This is a genomic window from Streptomyces sp. NPDC053673, from assembly GCF_055585225.1.
This window is the reverse complement of the sequence record NZ_JBVJKN010000020.1, coordinates 89,751-104,043: the sequence shown is the minus strand read 5'-3', so window position 1 is coordinate 104,043 and position 14,293 is coordinate 89,751. Positions and strand designations below refer to the sequence as shown.

The 14,293-nt window shown below is 68.3% G+C and carries 16 protein-coding genes, 1 tRNA gene and 2 pseudogenes; 7 read left to right on the top strand and 12 right to left on the bottom strand.

The window, feature by feature from the left end:
* Positions 1 to 37: 37 nt before the first annotated feature.
* The 5 genes from ACZ6ZQ_RS25900 to ACZ6ZQ_RS25880 all read right to left on the bottom strand — a co-directional run bounded on the left by ACZ6ZQ_RS25900 (position 38) and on the right by ACZ6ZQ_RS25880 (position 3,518).
* Entirely contained in the window at positions 38 to 709 is a 672-nt protein-coding gene (locus ACZ6ZQ_RS25900) for a nucleotidyl transferase AbiEii/AbiGii toxin family protein (protein ID WP_469770896.1), read from the bottom strand.
* Complete coding sequence (locus tag ACZ6ZQ_RS25895) at positions 706 to 1,053, bottom strand: transcriptional regulator (protein WP_469770895.1); 348 nt, start codon at positions 1,051 to 1,053, stop codon at positions 706 to 708. The genes ACZ6ZQ_RS25900 and ACZ6ZQ_RS25895 overlap by 4 nt, the downstream gene beginning before the upstream one ends.
* A gap of 719 nt (positions 1,054 to 1,772) precedes the next feature.
* Entirely contained in the window at positions 1,773 to 2,228 is a 456-nt protein-coding gene (locus ACZ6ZQ_RS25890; protein WP_469770894.1) for a tellurite resistance TerB family protein, read from the bottom strand.
* A 93-nt stretch (positions 2,229 to 2,321) separates the two neighbouring features.
* Positions 2,322 to 2,903, bottom strand: coding sequence for a TerD family protein (locus ACZ6ZQ_RS25885; protein ID WP_469770893.1), 582 nt, complete (start codon positions 2,901 to 2,903; stop codon positions 2,322 to 2,324).
* 39 nt (positions 2,904 to 2,942) lie between these two features.
* Entirely contained in the window at positions 2,943 to 3,518 is a 576-nt protein-coding gene (locus ACZ6ZQ_RS25880; RefSeq protein WP_469770933.1) for a TerD family protein, read from the bottom strand.
* Positions 3,519 to 3,666: 148 nt separating this feature from the next.
* Between ACZ6ZQ_RS25880 and ACZ6ZQ_RS25875 the strand changes: the two genes are divergently transcribed.
* Both ACZ6ZQ_RS25875 and ACZ6ZQ_RS25870 read left to right on the top strand, forming a co-directional pair.
* A complete protein-coding gene (locus ACZ6ZQ_RS25875) occupies positions 3,667 to 4,098 on the top strand; it encodes a BlaI/MecI/CopY family transcriptional regulator (RefSeq protein WP_469770892.1) in 432 nt (143 codons plus the stop codon).
* A gap of 4 nt (positions 4,099 to 4,102) precedes the next feature.
* Complete coding sequence (locus ACZ6ZQ_RS25870) at positions 4,103 to 5,032, top strand: M56 family metallopeptidase (RefSeq protein WP_469770891.1); 930 nt, start codon at positions 4,103 to 4,105, stop codon at positions 5,030 to 5,032.
* 132 nt (positions 5,033 to 5,164) lie between these two features.
* Here ACZ6ZQ_RS25870 and ACZ6ZQ_RS25865 read toward each other — a convergent pair whose 3' ends face one another.
* Together ACZ6ZQ_RS25865 and ACZ6ZQ_RS25860 are read right to left on the bottom strand one after the other, a co-directional pair.
* Positions 5,165 to 5,704, bottom strand: coding sequence for a redoxin domain-containing protein (locus tag ACZ6ZQ_RS25865; protein WP_469770890.1), 540 nt, complete (start codon positions 5,702 to 5,704; stop codon positions 5,165 to 5,167).
* Positions 5,705 to 6,066: 362 nt separating this feature from the next.
* Positions 6,067 to 7,110, bottom strand: coding sequence for a sporulation protein (locus ACZ6ZQ_RS25860; RefSeq protein ID WP_469770889.1), 1,044 nt, complete (start codon positions 7,108 to 7,110; stop codon positions 6,067 to 6,069).
* 366 nt (positions 7,111 to 7,476) lie between these two features.
* Here ACZ6ZQ_RS25860 and ACZ6ZQ_RS25855 point away from each other — a divergent pair, with 366 nt between their 5' ends.
* Both ACZ6ZQ_RS25855 and ACZ6ZQ_RS25850 read left to right on the top strand, forming a co-directional pair.
* Positions 7,477 to 8,811, top strand: a complete 1,335-nt coding sequence (locus ACZ6ZQ_RS25855; RefSeq protein WP_469770888.1) for a hemolysin family protein — start codon at positions 7,477 to 7,479, stop codon at positions 8,809 to 8,811.
* Positions 8,808 to 9,833, top strand: coding sequence for a hemolysin family protein (locus ACZ6ZQ_RS25850; protein ID WP_469770887.1), 1,026 nt, complete (start codon positions 8,808 to 8,810; stop codon positions 9,831 to 9,833). The genes ACZ6ZQ_RS25855 and ACZ6ZQ_RS25850 overlap by 4 nt, the downstream gene beginning before the upstream one ends.
* 127 nt (positions 9,834 to 9,960) lie before the next feature.
* On the opposite strand, the gene ACZ6ZQ_RS25845 is transcribed toward ACZ6ZQ_RS25850, so the two are convergent.
* The 5 genes and pseudogenes from ACZ6ZQ_RS25845 to ACZ6ZQ_RS25825 all read right to left on the bottom strand — a co-directional run bounded on the left by ACZ6ZQ_RS25845 (position 9,961) and on the right by ACZ6ZQ_RS25825 (position 12,488).
* Positions 9,961 to 10,185 (bottom strand): twin-arginine translocase TatA/TatE family subunit, encoded by a 225-nt coding sequence (locus ACZ6ZQ_RS25845; protein WP_469770886.1) that lies wholly within the window; start codon positions 10,183 to 10,185, stop codon positions 9,961 to 9,963.
* A gap of 398 nt (positions 10,186 to 10,583) precedes the next feature.
* Positions 10,584 to 11,360 (bottom strand): annotated as a pseudogene (locus ACZ6ZQ_RS25840) (serine hydrolase domain-containing protein); the annotation flags it as partial.
* An 84-nt stretch (positions 11,361 to 11,444) separates the two neighbouring features.
* Positions 11,445 to 11,642: pseudogene (locus ACZ6ZQ_RS25835) on the bottom strand (glycosyltransferase); the annotation flags it as partial.
* A gap of 88 nt (positions 11,643 to 11,730) precedes the next feature.
* A complete protein-coding gene (locus ACZ6ZQ_RS25830; RefSeq protein ID WP_469770885.1) occupies positions 11,731 to 12,237 on the bottom strand; it encodes a hypothetical protein in 507 nt (168 codons plus the stop codon).
* A 177-nt stretch (positions 12,238 to 12,414) separates the two neighbouring features.
* Positions 12,415 to 12,488: transfer RNA gene (locus tag ACZ6ZQ_RS25825), tRNA-Gly, on the bottom strand.
* 221 nt (positions 12,489 to 12,709) lie between these two features.
* Between ACZ6ZQ_RS25825 and ACZ6ZQ_RS25820 the strand changes: the two genes are divergently transcribed.
* The 3 genes from ACZ6ZQ_RS25820 to ACZ6ZQ_RS25810 all read left to right on the top strand — a co-directional run bounded on the left by ACZ6ZQ_RS25820 (position 12,710) and on the right by ACZ6ZQ_RS25810 (position 14,183).
* A complete protein-coding gene (locus ACZ6ZQ_RS25820) occupies positions 12,710 to 12,910 on the top strand; it encodes a hypothetical protein (RefSeq protein ID WP_469770884.1) in 201 nt (66 codons plus the stop codon).
* Between the two features lie 181 nt (positions 12,911 to 13,091).
* Positions 13,092 to 13,667, top strand: a complete 576-nt coding sequence (gene dcd / locus ACZ6ZQ_RS25815) for a dCTP deaminase (protein ID WP_453667923.1) — start codon at positions 13,092 to 13,094, stop codon at positions 13,665 to 13,667.
* 6 nt (positions 13,668 to 13,673) lie between these two features.
* Positions 13,674 to 14,183, top strand: coding sequence for a phosphoribosyltransferase (locus tag ACZ6ZQ_RS25810; protein WP_469770883.1), 510 nt, complete (start codon positions 13,674 to 13,676; stop codon positions 14,181 to 14,183).
* Positions 14,184 to 14,293: the final 110 nt, after the last annotated feature.

Below are 14,293 nucleotides of genomic sequence, written 5' to 3'. Positions count from 1 at the left end.
CAGTGGGCGGATGCACCTTGATGTACAACACAGTTGATCAGTCTTCAAACGGGTCTTCCAGTTCTTGGAGCCGTTCGGCAATGTCATCGGACCAAGCCTGAGCCCACCGGCGCAGTTCGGTGATTGTGTCGTCGTCGAGTCCGTAGGCAGCGAACTCGGTGTCGTCGATCCAGTCGGCTCCGGAGAGGCGGGCTTGGAGGTCTGTGAGGTCGAAGGTGTCGCGTGCGTGGCGGCGGCCGAGCTCTTCGAGTTCGATGTGACTCCAGCGGTCGGCCGCGGCTCGGACGTCGATGAGATCACGGGCCAGGCCCCGGTCGGCCAGTGCGCGTACCTTCGTGCCGACCACGTCCTCCAGGGAAAGCGCCAGCCCGTGCTCGGTCTCCACAGGGGGACGCCAGAGCGCCTCCTTGAGGATGTCGACCTCGCATTCCTCTCCGGTGGCGGGGTCGGTGACGATCAGCCGCGCGGACAGCGGATCTGCCTCCAACGCCCGGACGCCCCAACCACGTTCTTCCAGCCCGTCACGGACGTTGGCGGCAATGTGCTCCATCGGCTCCGGATTCTCGGTGGCGACATCGAGGTCCTGGCTGAGCCGGTTGACCAGTCCGTGCGCCTGGACGGCGTAGCCGCCGGTGAGTACGAGCGGGTAGGCGTTGCCGACTGCGAGGACGTCCGCGAGCAGGCGGCGGTGCAGTTGCGTGAGGTTCACGCGGCGGCCTGGGCGCTGGACGCCAGCTCGGTGAAGGCGCTCTCCCAGACGTCTCGGATGTCCCGGCTGATCAGCGTGCGCAGGACGGGCCACATGCCGATGAGCAGTTCCCGGTTCAGGTAGCGGACCAGATCATCGTGCTGTCCCTCGGCCAGAACGATCCTGTAGCAGCTCATCCGCAGCCGCGGCTGGTCGATACCGAACTGGGACAGACCGGACCACGCGAGGTGCAGCGGGAGGTCGACCGTGCCGTGTGCGGGGCCGTCGAGTTCTGCGAGCTCGGCGGGAAGTCGCCGGGCGAATCTGGCGCGGCGTAGTTCTGAGACGCTGGGCGTGGCTGCCATGCCTTGATTATTCCGCAGGAGACCTGGCGGCCAGGTGATTCCTGCACAAGGAACGCCGGGCTCAGGGCTTCAGCCTGGTAGAAGTGAGGGCACGGACGGCGTAGGCACAGGTCAGGGGTGCACGCGCGGACGAACCGGAGGGATCAACGCGCAGCTCGTGCCCTTCGCGTGCCCCATCTCGGGGTTGCAAAGGGGGCGATTCCGGCGTTCAAGTGGTGGGTCCACCTGAACAACAAACAAGCTCCAGGCCGCCGACCTGGAGCTTTGTCATGGAGCGGGTGACGGGAATCGAACCCGCGCTCTGAGCTTGGGAATCAACGGATCTGGAAGCAGGGATTCGGCTGCTGACCTGCGGAAACGTGTGCTGCGGAGATGGACGGGGGCGGCCTGGTTGTACCCCTGGTGACCGCTGTAGACCACTCTGAAGGGCACGGATGGGGCACGGAGGTGATGGGGAGCCGGTCTGGACGATTCTGACCGCGTGCGCCTGCGCTGGGCACCCGAGCTGCTGGGCTCCTCCGGCTGGGTTGCTTGTGCGAGCAGTGGAGCCTCAGCGCGCCGACGGCCCTGGTGTGCGGTTTCGACTTGCGCTCCCGGGGCGCCTTCACGAGCTCGGCAGTCCGCGGCATGGTCTGCCAGAGCTTGCGCCGTATGACCGGCCATGCGTGGTGCAGAGGGGGCGTGCCGTATGGGGTCGGCACGCCCCCTGCAGCCTGTGCTTACAGGTCGAACTCGTGGGGCGGAAGGTCGAGGGCGTAACAGGCTTCGCGGACGATGGCCTGCTCGGTCTTGTCGAAGTCGCCGTCGGCGCCGCCGATGACGATCCCTATCTGGATGACGGCTCGGGCCTCGGCCGGCTTCTTCTTGGCCTTGGCGATCTCCTGGAGGACGCTGACCTTGCCGAAGTCGAAGTCGGCGGTGAGCTTGTTCAGGTTCTCCTCGAAGCGCCGCTGAAGGTCGTCCGCAGGGAAGTTCTGCAGGACTTCATTGGTGGCGATGAGCTGGGCGACGCGCTGGCGCTCGGACGGGTCGATCGTGCCGTCCGCGGCGGCGACGAGGGCGCAGATCGCCATGCTGGCATCGCGGAAGGCACCGCTCTTGAGGTCGTTCTTCTTGGCGTTGAGCTGGGTCTGCATCGTCGATGCGGATTCCTTTATGCGGTCCCACAGGGCCATGAGCCTTCTCCTTGGATGCGATGAGTGCGTTGGAGTCGGGTGGGTGGTTGGACGCGTACGCCTGCAGTCCGCTACGCGGGTGGGCCAAGCGGCTTACAGGTGGTCGCTGATCGCGGGCATCAGGTCCTGGAAGGTCCGGCCGCCGGCGGGCGAACCGATGGCGGTCATGGTCCAGCCGGTGCCGGAGCGCTGGACCTTGGCCATGATCTGGGCGGTGTGGCGCCCTCCGCCGCTGAGGGTGTAGCGCGCCAGTTCCTCGCCGGTGGTCTCGTCGACCAGGCGGCAGAAGGCGCTGTCGACCTCGTCGAAGGTCTGGCCGCTGAAGGAGGTGGCGACGAACACGATCTGATCGATGTGGGTCGGCACCCGCTCCAGGTTGACGAGGATCCACTCGTCCTCCTCGCCCTGGCCGGTGCCGCCGGTGAGGTTGTCCCCGCTGTGGTGCACGGAGCCGTCGTCACTGGTCAGGTGGCGGAAGAAGACGACGTCCGTCGGCTTGTCGCCGCAGAAGAGGACCGCGGAGGCGTCCAGGTCGACGTCGCGGGCGGTCAGCCGGGCGAGGAAGCCCTTGCGGACCGTGGACTTCCAGCCGAGACCCATCCGGATGAGGGTGAGAGTGTCGCCGCTGGTCTTGGTCAGGCTGATCTGCTGGCCCTTGGTCAGATCGACGCTCATGCTGATGAGTTCTCCCCGTGAAGTGTCGGGACGGTGGCGTCAGATGCCTACGCCGAAGTCGGAGACGATGCCGGCGAGTCCGGACGCGTACCCCTGGCCGACCGCGCGGAACTTCCATTCGGTGCCGTTGCGGTACAGCTCGCCGAAGACCATGGCGGTCTCGGTGGAGGCGTCCTCGGAGAGGTCGTAGCGGGCCAGTTCGGCGCCACCCGCCTGGTTGACCACGCGGATGAAGGCGTTGCGGACCTGACCGAAGCTCTGGCTACGGGCGTCGGCGTCGTGGATCGACACCGGGAACACGATCTTCTGGACGTCGGCCGGTACGGCGGCGAGGTCGACCTTGATCTGCTCGTCGTCGCCCTCGCCCGCGCCGGTGAGGTTGTCGCCGGTGTGCTCGACCGAGCCGTCGGGGCTCTTGAGGTTGTTGTAGAAGATGAAGTGCTTGTCGGAGGCGACCTTGCCGTTTTCGTTGACCAGCAGGGCGCTGGCGTCGAGGTCGAAGTCGGTGCCGGTGGTCGTGCGTACGTCCCAGCCGAGCCCGACGAGCACTGCGCTCAGTCCCGGGGCCTCCTTGCTCAGTGAAACGTTGCCGCCCTTGGCGAGGCTCACACCCATGTTGTTGCTCCTCATCTATACCTGTGTGCGTCGGGCGTCTTGGTGCCCGGCCACTTCGATCACTGCCATCAAAATCTACAGGACTGTAGAAGCCGCGGGGGTGCAGCGCCACGACTCAGTACGATGAGGCCGCGGAACGCGCGGACGAATGCGGAGGGAGACGGAGTTGAGGAACCGGGGAACATCTGGCTCGCTCCCTACGGGCGGCGGGGGCCGCCGACGCGGTCAGGGCGAACTCGAGGCGCAGGTGCTGTCTGTGCTGCGGACCGCACCCGGCCCCGTGACCGCTGCCTGGGTACAGGAGCGCCTGCCTGGAGACCTCGCCTACACCACCGTCATGACCATCCTGTCCCGGCTGCAGGTCAAGAACGCCGTCACGCGGCAGCGGGAAGGGCGGTCCTTCGCCTGGCAGGCGACCGCCGACCAGGCAGGGCTGGCGGCCCTGCGCATGCGCCGTGTCCTGGACGGGGAGAGAGACCGGGAAGCAGTGCTGACCAGTTTCATCACGTCTCTGTCGCCCGAGGACGAGCAGGTGCTGCGCGAACTGCTCAGCCACACGGACGACGAACCGGAGGAGTGACCGGGTGGGCGTCTTCGTCTTCCTGCCGCTGGTTCTGCCCTTAACGGCATGGCCGATAGCGCGCCTCGCCGAGCAGCACCTCCATCCGCGCACCGCGACCCGGCTCCTCGCCGGGGTGAGTGCGGTGATGGCCCTGTGCAGCACGGTGTGCCTGGCGCTGATCATGGTGGTGGGAACCGCGCAGCTGCCGGGAAACCCGCTGCCGGACAGCTGGTCCGACCCCGAGGTGCGCGAGGCGGTTCCCTACGACGAGGTCGCCGGCAAGGCAGCGATCCCCGCGCTGATCGCCGTCGCGGTGGCCGCCGCCCGGACGGTGTGGCGTCACCACCGGATCCGCCGCCGCGCCGAATGCGCCCTGGACGGACTTCGTCCGTCGCCCGTGGCGGTGCTGCCCGACGAGGAGCCGTACGCCTATGCCCTGCCCGGTGGCCGCCGGGGCCGGATCGTGGTGTCCACGGGCATGCTGGCCCGCCTGGGCTCACGCGAGCGCCGGGCGCTGTTCGCCCACGAGCGCGCCCATCTGGCCGCGCGCCATCACCGCCACCTCCTCGCGGCGCAACTATCGGCGCAGGCCAATCCGTTCCTGCGCCCGCTGTACACCGCGGTCGCCTACAGCGCCGAACGCTGGGCGGACGAGGAGGCCGCCGAGGCGATCGGCAACCGCAAGGTGATGGCACGTGCTGTTGGCAAGGCCGCCCTGGTCTCCCGGGGGACCCCTTCGCCGACCCTGGCCGGTTTCGCGGCCGGGCCCGTTCCGCGGCGCGTCGCGGCCCTGCTCGGCCCCGTGCCCCCGGCTCGGGCGTGGCCGCCCGCCTTCACCGTGGCCGGCGCTGCAATCTGGACGGCCGCCGCCGGAGCGACGGCCTCGGCCCTGTCCTCGGCGAACTCCGCCGTGGCACTGTTCCTCGTCCTCAAGGCGGCGACGCCGTTGTAGGCAGGTCCCGCCCTTGTGTTCCGGGGAACGTGTCTCGTGCTTCTACGCGTGGCTTGGGCCGCATCGATTCTTGCCGTGCTGACGCTGTGAGCGCGGGCGGCGATGGGAGTTCGCGTGCCAGCCCAGGATCGGTCAGCGGGCGACGACTTCGAAGGTGTCGGCCAGACGCCGGCCTTGAAGGTCGGCGCCACGAAATACCGTCTTGCCCTTTCTGTCGAGAAAGACGTACGTGTTCTCTTCCGCGACCTTGAACCGTTTGCGGATCTCGTGGCGTGCATCCACGAGGTGCGGGAAGTCAGCAGCGTTGGCCGAGGAGACGAAGTCGCGTAGGTGCTCCCTGCTGCCCGGCTCGGTCACCCCGACGACGTTCACCGCTCCCAGGTACTGGTCGGCCAAAGTCGCGATCTCGGGTGCATGCTCGTGACACTTGGCGCATGACGGTCCGTAGAACCACAGAACAGCTGGTTTGCCGGCGAGAGTCGTGCCGTCGAACGGCTTGCCGTCCAGGGTCGTGGTCCTGAAGCGGAGAACGTCCGGTACAGCGGCCGGTCCCGCGCCGCCGATGTCCGGTCCGTACGCTCCCGGGGCCGTGTCAGGCGTCCCGCGGTCCGATCCACAGCCGGTCAGCGCGAGGGTGACGAGCAGAGCTGCGGCAAGGGGGTGGGCTCGCATCGTGTGCTCCTTGGCGAGGACGAAACCGGCTGTGGGAGCCGGCGGCCGCCTGTCGGCCCGGAATCCCGGGCGCTCGCGCCCCAGCCGGCACCGTTCCTGGTGACGGGTGGGCGCAGGCTGGGGCAGTGCCTTCCGCTCGTCCCGGAAGGCGAGCGCCTCGGAGCTCAGAATCTACGCATATGTAGAAGTCGGCTGGCTGTGACATGCCGAAGGGCCGACCGGGGTCATTCGAACGCCAGCGGCCCATGCTCTAGTCCTGCGCGATAGGTGACCACCGCCAGGCTTGCGACGGCTTGGCGGGAGGTGTCAGGGCCGGGAACGCCGGCCCTGACGGCTGCTGGGGCCGGCGCCCCACAGGCGCTCTAGCCCTCGTCGCCTTCTTCTTCGCCTTCGTCCTCGCCCTCGAAAGCGTCGCCGATCTCATCGACGACCTCAGCGGCGACCATGCCGCCGACGACGCCGACGGCGACACCGGCCGCTCCGGCGGCGACGGCCGTGCCCATGCCGGGGCCGGAGCCATGGCGGCCGCCGTGATGGCTGTCGTGGTGATGAACGTCGTGGTGGTGGCCGCCGTGGCCGTGTCCCGAAGCGTGCGGGTCGCCGTGGCCGTAAGAGCTGTGGGTGCTGTAGGAGGCGCGGTGCTCGATCAGTCGGCGTACCCAGTTGTCGACCTCGGCGTTCCAATTGATGTGCTCGACGCCTTCCTGGCCCACGGTGAAGCGGGTCAGCGCGTCGTGGCCTTCGGAGAACAGGCCGTCCCGCTTGTCGGCCTCCAGGACGACCTCCATGCCGCCGGGGAGGGCGAGGAACGTCACCTCCAACTCGCTGATCGCATGCGCATACTGCGGAGCCGCCGTGAGTTCGATCTCTTGGTAGAAGGGCAGCTGCTGGCCGGTGCCGCCGATGCGGCCGTACTCGAGGTCGGCGGACTTGAACCCGAACCCGAGCTGCCCGAACGCCTCCAGGACCGCCTCCTGCACGGGCAGTGGTCGCACGGCGAGCATGTCGAGGTCACCCTTGTCCTTCGCCCCAGCCACGCCGAGCTCTGTGCGTACGCCGAGGACGATGCCGAGCGACTGGCCGTGCAGCTCCGTCACCGGGGTCTCCCACGGCAGCGTCACCGCGAACGGCACAGCCCGCTGTTCGTCCTCGGCGAGGCGGAAGCCGCCGCCGACGGTGAACCGGTCGAAGAGGACGACGCCTTCGTGCTCCCCGTCGTGTGTCTCCGCCTCGACGCGGGCGACGAGTTCCAGGGTGATGTGCTCGATGTCAACGGCGGCGTCGCCGCCCTTGAGGTGGATCTCGCCGGTGAGGCTGCCGCCGGGCTGGACGGCTCCCGGGGCGAGGATCGTGTCCACGGCGGGGCCGCCGACGCCGAGTGAACCGAGCAGTCGTTTGAACACCATCGTGGCGTTCGCTCCTTCTTTGATGCGCGCGGGTAACAGCCGGGAACATCCCGGATGGCCCTGGCGTTATCTACAGGCATGTAGAAGCATAGGGGCGGCGCGCTCCCCGTGGGCGGCCGACTCGGGGGTCGAGCGGGAAAGTCCGAAAAGCTCTCGGGAGGACCAGCCAAGGGGGATGGCCAGGTACTTTACCGACCCTTTACCATAGTTTCGCGGACACTTCTCCGCCACGAACCAGCCACCTGGACCGCCGCGTCCACCTCACCACCAGTCACGAAGGAGCAGCAGACCCGCAATGGGTGAACCTCCCAGTCCCAGCCGTGCCACATCCCGCCCGCTCACCACTGAGGGACCGGGGGTGGCACGGTGACCGAAGTGCTGTTGTTGCTCCTCGCTCTCGCGCTCACGCTGGCGTGTGCCGTGTTCGTCGCGGCCGAGTTCTCGCTGACGACGGTCGAGCGCAGTGAGCTGGAACGCGCCGCCGAGGCCGGCGAGCGCGGCGCCGAGAGTGCCCTGAAGGCCGCTAAGCGGCTGACGTTCCAGCTGTCCGGTGCCCAGCTCGGCATCACCGTGACCTCGCTGGTCATCGGCATGCTCGCCGAGCCGTCGGTGGCGGCCCTGCTGCGCGGCCCGCTCGAAGCCGTGGGTCTTCCCGCGGGGGCTGTCTCGTCGGTGGCCACTCTCCTCGGCGTCGCAATATCCACCGTGGTGCTGATGGTGGTCGGCGAGCTGGTGCCGAAGAACTGGGCGATCTCCCGTCCGCTCGCCGTGGCCAGGGTCGTCGCCGGTCCGCAGCGCGGTTTCACGGCCGCGTTCGGACCGCTGATCCATCACCTGAACAACACCGCGAACCGCCTGGTGCGCCGCTTCGGCCTGGAGCCCGCCGAGGAGCTGGCGTCGGCCCGCACTCCGGAAGAGCTGGTCGCCCTCGTGCAGCACTCCGCCCGCGAGGGGGCGATCGAGGCGGACTCGGCCGAGCTGTTCGTCCGTACTCTTCACCTGGGCGAGCTGACCGCGGAGAACGTCATGACGCCCCGCGTCGACGTCCAGGCGCTCGAAGCTCACGCAACGGCTGCGGACGCCGCGAACCTGACGCTGGCCACGGGCCTCTCCCGCTTCCCGGTGTACCGCGACAGCCTGGATGATGTGATCGGCACCGTTCACGTCCGCGACGTACTCGCCCTGGACGAGGCCAAGCGTTCGCTCAGTCCGGTCACCGACCTTGCGACGGAGCCACTGCTGGTGCCGCACTCCCTGCCGGTGGACAAGCTCCTCGGCCGGCTGCGCAAGGCCCGCACGATGGCGGTGATCATCGACGAGTACGGTGGCACCGCCGGTGTGGCCACCGTGGAGGACATCGTCGAGGAGGTCGTCGGCGAGGTTCGCGACGAGCACGACCCCCACGAGATACCCGACTTGGCTCCTGCGCAGCCCTCTCCGGACGGGCGTGCGGTGTGGGAGGCCGACGGCAGCGTCCGGCTCGACGAAGTCGAAGAGATCGGCTTCACCGCCCCCGACGGCCCGTACGAGACTCTCGCCGGCCTGATCGCCACCCGCCTGGAGCGCATCCCGACCGTCGCCGACCGCCTCGACGTCGACGGCTGGCAGCTGGCCGTCCTCCACGTTCAGCACCACCGCGCCGACCGGATCCGCATCACCGCACCTGCCGCCACCACGGAGACCGTGGAGGAGACCCTGTGACCACGCTCCAGCTTCTGATCGGCGCCTTCACCCTCGTCACCAACGCTTTCTTCGTCGGCGCCGAGTTCGCCCTGATCTCCGTACGCCGCAGCCAGATCGAACCGGCCGCGCTCAAGGGCAACCGGCGCGCCAAGGCCGCGCTGTGGGGCCTGGAGCACCTGTCCGCGATGATGGCCACCGCCCAGCTCGGCATCACCGTCTCCTCCCTGGTACTCGGCGCGGTCGCGGAACCGGCCATCGCGCACCTGCTGGAACCGCCCTTCCACGCGATCGGCGTGCCCGACGCATTGATCCACCCGATCGCGTTCGTCATCGCCCTGACGCTGGCCACGTATCTGCACATGCTGGTCGGCGAGATGGTCCCGAAGAACATCGCGCTCGCCGCCCCGGCACCGACCGCGCTGCTCCTCGGCCCGCCGCTGGTCGCCCTCACGCGCGCCCTGCGGCCCGTGATCTTCGGGATCAACGCGTTCGCCAACGCCCTGCTGCGGCTGATGAAGGTCGAACCGAAGGACGAGGTCGCCTCCGTCTTCACCGACGACGAACTCGCCCGGTTGGTCAAGGACGCCAGCGCTGCTGGCCTGCTCGACCCCGACGACGGCGAACGGCTCCAGGACGCCCTGGAACTGGGCACCCGCCCGGTCGGCGAAGTGATGGTGCCGCTCGACAGGGTTGTCACCGTCGGCCACGACATCACGCCGCAGGGTCTGGAACGGGTGGCGGCCACCAACGGCTTCTCCCGACTCCCGGTCGTCGGAGCCGGCGAGGAGATCCTGGGCTACCTCCACATCAAGGACGCCCTCGGCGCCGCCGACCGTACCCGGCCATTCCCGCGCGAAGCCCTGCACGCGATCACCAAGGTCGCCATCGACACTCCTCTCGACGACACCATGACCGCCATGCGCGCGGCCGGCACCCACCTCGCCGCCGTCACCGGCAACAAGGGCACTGTCATCGGCTTCGTCACGATGGAAGACGTCCTGGAGGAACTCGTCGGCCCTACCCCCGGCACCGTCGCCTGACACGCCAGGAGCCAGAGCAACGGCCAGCACCCGTCTCCGGGTGCCGGCCGTTGCCGTGCGGGCCGGCCCGCCCCCGCCTTCGCCCTCACAGCGCGGCGATGGGCGGGTGCAGGACCTGACGATGCCCTCAGTCGCGCGAGGGGCTGTCGGGGCGGGCGATGGTCTTGCCGTCGATGACATGGGGCGACGCTGGGTTCGCAGTGCCGGCGTCGTCGGCCTTCATGGCCTGCTTCTCGCTCTTGAGGATCCTGGCTGCCTTGCCCGCGGACCGGGCTAGATCCGGGAGCCTCTTGGCCCCCAGCAGCACGATGACGACGATGAGCAGCAGCGCGAGCTCACTTATCCCGAACATCGACCCTTGCTTTCTGTCGCGCCCGGCAGGGCAGCAGCGGTTGGCAAACGCGCGTAAAATCTACAGGACTGTAGAGTGCTCGCGCTGCTGGATCGCCGCAGTCCGACGCGTCAACCGGCACCTGGCAGGCGCGGAATGGCGGCGGCTGCTGACCCGACCAGCGTGATGAACCGCGACTCACGCGCCCCGCGACCGGAACTGACCCTGTGCCCTTCAATGTGCCCATGGCCTCTCAGTGCCCTCTGCGCCGCTGCCGGTGCTTGAGGAGCGATGGGCTACGACAGGTAGCCCAAGCCGCAGCGACTACCGGTACTGGCCTGCGTGGGCTATCGGGTGATCTGGTCCCTGCATAGGTCGCTCGAAGGATTACAGGGGTATTTACCGACTGCCTCAGCAGAAGACCGCCTCTGCGCTGTCGCGGCATTGACGAGGTACCGGAGGAACGTCGCGACGTCGTTGAGTGCGGAGAAGGCTCCGGCGATGCCGCAGACGCCGTCGAGGAGGCGTGCGGAGAAGTCGTGGACGGTGCCCCGCAGGTGGGTGCCGGTTGCCTCGTCGAGTTCTGTGGGCGCGCAGCGCGCGGTGGTCTCGGCTGGGAGGGGGCCAAAGCGGGTCTCGGCCATGCCGAGCGGCTGCCATACGCGGGTGGCAGCGAACTGGTCGAGCGTCTGGCCGACGAGATGTTCGGCGAGGTACCCGAGGATCAGGGCGGCGCGGTCGGTGTATTCGACGGCTTCGCCGGGCGGGCGGTGGAGGGCTTCGTGGAGGACACCGTCGCGGATGTCCTGGGGGTCGGTGCCGTAGAGGGCTTTGAGGTTGGCGCGGAGCGGGACGCCGGCGGTGTGGGTGAGCAGGTGGTGGGCATTGACCTGGCCGAGGGGGTAGCTCTCGACTTCGGGCCAGAACGTTCCCAGTGGTACGTCGAGCTGGAGTTTGCCGTCTTCGACCAGAGTGCCGATGGTGGACCAGACGGCAAGGACCTTGGTGAGACTGGCGACGTCGAAGACTGTGTCGAGGCGCATCGGTTCGTCGGGCCGGGTGGGGTCGAGAAGGCCGACAGCGCCGCTGGCGTGGGTGCCGTCAGCGTCTCCGACGGCCCAGACGGCACCTGGGTAGACCTTGTCGCGCACGCCGTCGCGGAGGAGCTTCTCGATGAGGTCCGTGTTGAGCGTCATGGTCTCCCGATCGTGTGGCGTGCGGTGTCCCGCCGGTCAGGGTAGTGATCCGACCGGTAGCGACCTGGCTGCGCCATGGGTGTGTCAGGTGAGCTGCTTGCTGAGGTCGGCCAGGCCGGCCGCGGTGGTGCTGAGGGGGTAGCGGGCGGCGTTCTTCCGGCCTTCCTGCTGGAGGGCGCTGAGGAGCCCCGGGGTCGTGCGGAGACGGTTGAGGTCCCGGGCGAGGGTGGCGGGGTTGGTGAAGTCGGTGACCAGGCCACTGCAGGCGAGGGCTTCGGTGAGGCGTTGGGGTTGACCTGTGCTGTGTCGAAGGGGGCGATGTGCAGGCGTCCGTCGCTTGCGGCCGTGGCGATCTCGGGTCCGGTGAGGATCACCGTTTCTCTCCTTCGGTCAGGACATGCTGGAGGGCTTGGCCGAGGCGAAGGGCTGCCTGGTGGGTGCGGCCGCCGAGGAAGGTGTCGGCGAGATAGCCGGTGGTCAGTACGGTGCGGATGCCTGTCGGTAACGGATGAGGCGCCATGACCAGGGGCCCGACCAGCTCGGTCAGGTGCCTGAGCAGGGCATCGAGGTCGGCGTGGCCCGGGGGCAGGTGGGCGTGGACGAGCTGGTTGCCGAAGGGCTCGATTGCCAGCAGGCTGCCGAGGGTGAGGGTGTCGCCGAGCCGGGTGGATCGCAGGCTGGTCTCGTTCAGGACGACCGCTTCCGCGCCGAGGCCGGTGTGCAGCCGGGTGGCCACTTCGGTGAGCACGTCTCGGCGGTCGGGGGACCGGTGGCGGTAGGTGTCGGCCATGGTGCCGAGCTGTGCGGCCAGCTGTTCACCGATGGTTCTGATGTCCTCATGCAGGGCTCCGAGTTCGGCCGAAGGTTCGGCGTTCACGCGAGGGAACGCATCGGCGCATTTCGGGGCGGCGGCCTGCCCTGCGCGACGCGTGTGGTGCGCCGGTGCGCCTCCAAGCAGGGCATTCGTGCGAGTTGGGGCACGCGGAGGGCACGACAGGGCTCAACAGGTCTGGACAACAAACAAGGCCCGGGTCTGTGACCTGGGCCTTCGTCGTGGAGCGGGTGACGGGAATCGAACCCGCGCTCTGAGCTTGGGAAGCTCATGTTCTACCATTAAACTACACCCGCGTAGCGGACCGGTTGATCAGATCCGCATCGTCGCACACTGTACCCCATCAGAGGCCCTCGGTGTATTTACCCCGAGGGTCTTCGTCGTGCGCGGGTGGCCGGATCCGACTGCGGGGCGGGGGTGGGAGGCGTAGCTTTGGGGGCGGAGTGCCGCGTGGAGTGGTGTCCTGTTCATCCCCTAATGTGGCTATCTCGTCCACGCTTGTTGGGGAAGGGACTTGATGGACTCGATGGACTCCATGGACCGCGGCGACTCGCTGGAGCGCACTGCGGTCCGCTGTGCCGAAGGGCATGTCTTCACTACCTCGTCGTTCCCGATGCAGCAGCTCGGTGCCGGGCGGATCGGGCCCGGGCGGCTCATCCGGTGCCCACGGTGCGCGCGGCTGCGGCATGCGGTGCCGGTGGAGCCGGCGAAGCGATAGCGGTGCGATCGGCGTCCGCCGCATGATCGGCACGATCAGCGAACGAGACCGGTGAGATCGGTGGGATCAGCGGTAGCGGCATGATCGGCACGATCGGCAAGCCGTGTCGGCAAGCCGTGGGGGAGGCGCGCGGGATCCGCCCGATTGGGGCGGGCCCGCGCGCTCTGCGTATCCTCGGGGCGTGCTTCTCTCAGACAAGGACATCCGGGCCGAGATCGACGCCGGGCGGGTCCGTATCGACCCGTACGACGAATCGATGGTGCAGCCCTCGAGCATCGACGTGCGGCTCGACCGCTACTTCCGGGTGTTCGAGAACCACCGCTATCCGCACATCGACCCCGCCGTCGAGCAGGCGGACCTGACGCGGCTGGTCGAGCCGGAGGGGGACGAGGCGTTCATCCTGCACCCCGGCGAGTTCGTGCTCGCGTCGACGTACGAAGTGATCACGCTGCCCGACGATCTCGCCTCCCGGCTGGAGGGCAAGAGCTCCCTCGGGCGGCTCGGGCTGGTCACGCACTCGACCGCCGGGTTCATCGACCCCGGGTTCTCCGGCCACGTGACCCTGGAGCTGTCGAATCTGGCGACACTGCCGATCAAGCTGTGGCCGGGTATGAAGATCGGGCAGCTGTGCATGTTCCGGCTCACCTCGCCGGCGGAGCATTCGTACGGCTCGGAGAAGTACGGCTCCCGGTACCAGGGGCAGCGCGGGCCGACGGCCTCCAGGTCGTTTGTGAATTTCCATCGGACGCAGGTGTGACGAGCCATGGGTGAAGCACGAGAGAACCTGACGTACGAGAAGTTCGGCGGCGCGATCCGCGAGCTCGCGCAGACCATCGCCGATGACGGGTACGAGCCGGACATCGTGCTCTCCATCGCCCGCGGCGGGGTGTTCGTGGCCGGCGGGCTGGCGTACGCGCTCGACTGCAAGAACATCCACCTGGTGAACGTCGAGTTCTACACCGGGGTCGGCACCACCTTGGAAATGCCCGTCATGCTCGCGCCGGTGCCCAACGCGATCGACTTCTCGGACAAGAAGGTGCTCATCGCCGACGACGTCGCCGACACCGGCAAGACGCTGAAGCTCGTGCACGACTTCTGCGTCGACCATGTCGCCGAGGTCCGCAGCGCCGTGATCTACGAGAAGTCGCATTCCCTCGTGAAGTGCGAGTACGTCTGGAAGCGCACCGACGAGTGGATCAACTTCCCCTGGAGTGTCTTGCCTCCCGTGCGTAAGCCGGGCGAGCCTATTACGCCTTCCCGGGAGGCGCTGTAGCCGCTGAGGGGCGGCGGTCAGCTTCCGGCGAGCGCAGCGCTGGGCACAGGGTGTAGCCCTGTGAACCCTCCACGTACCCGTTCCGTGCCGGCTGCTGGTCGCACGGCGAA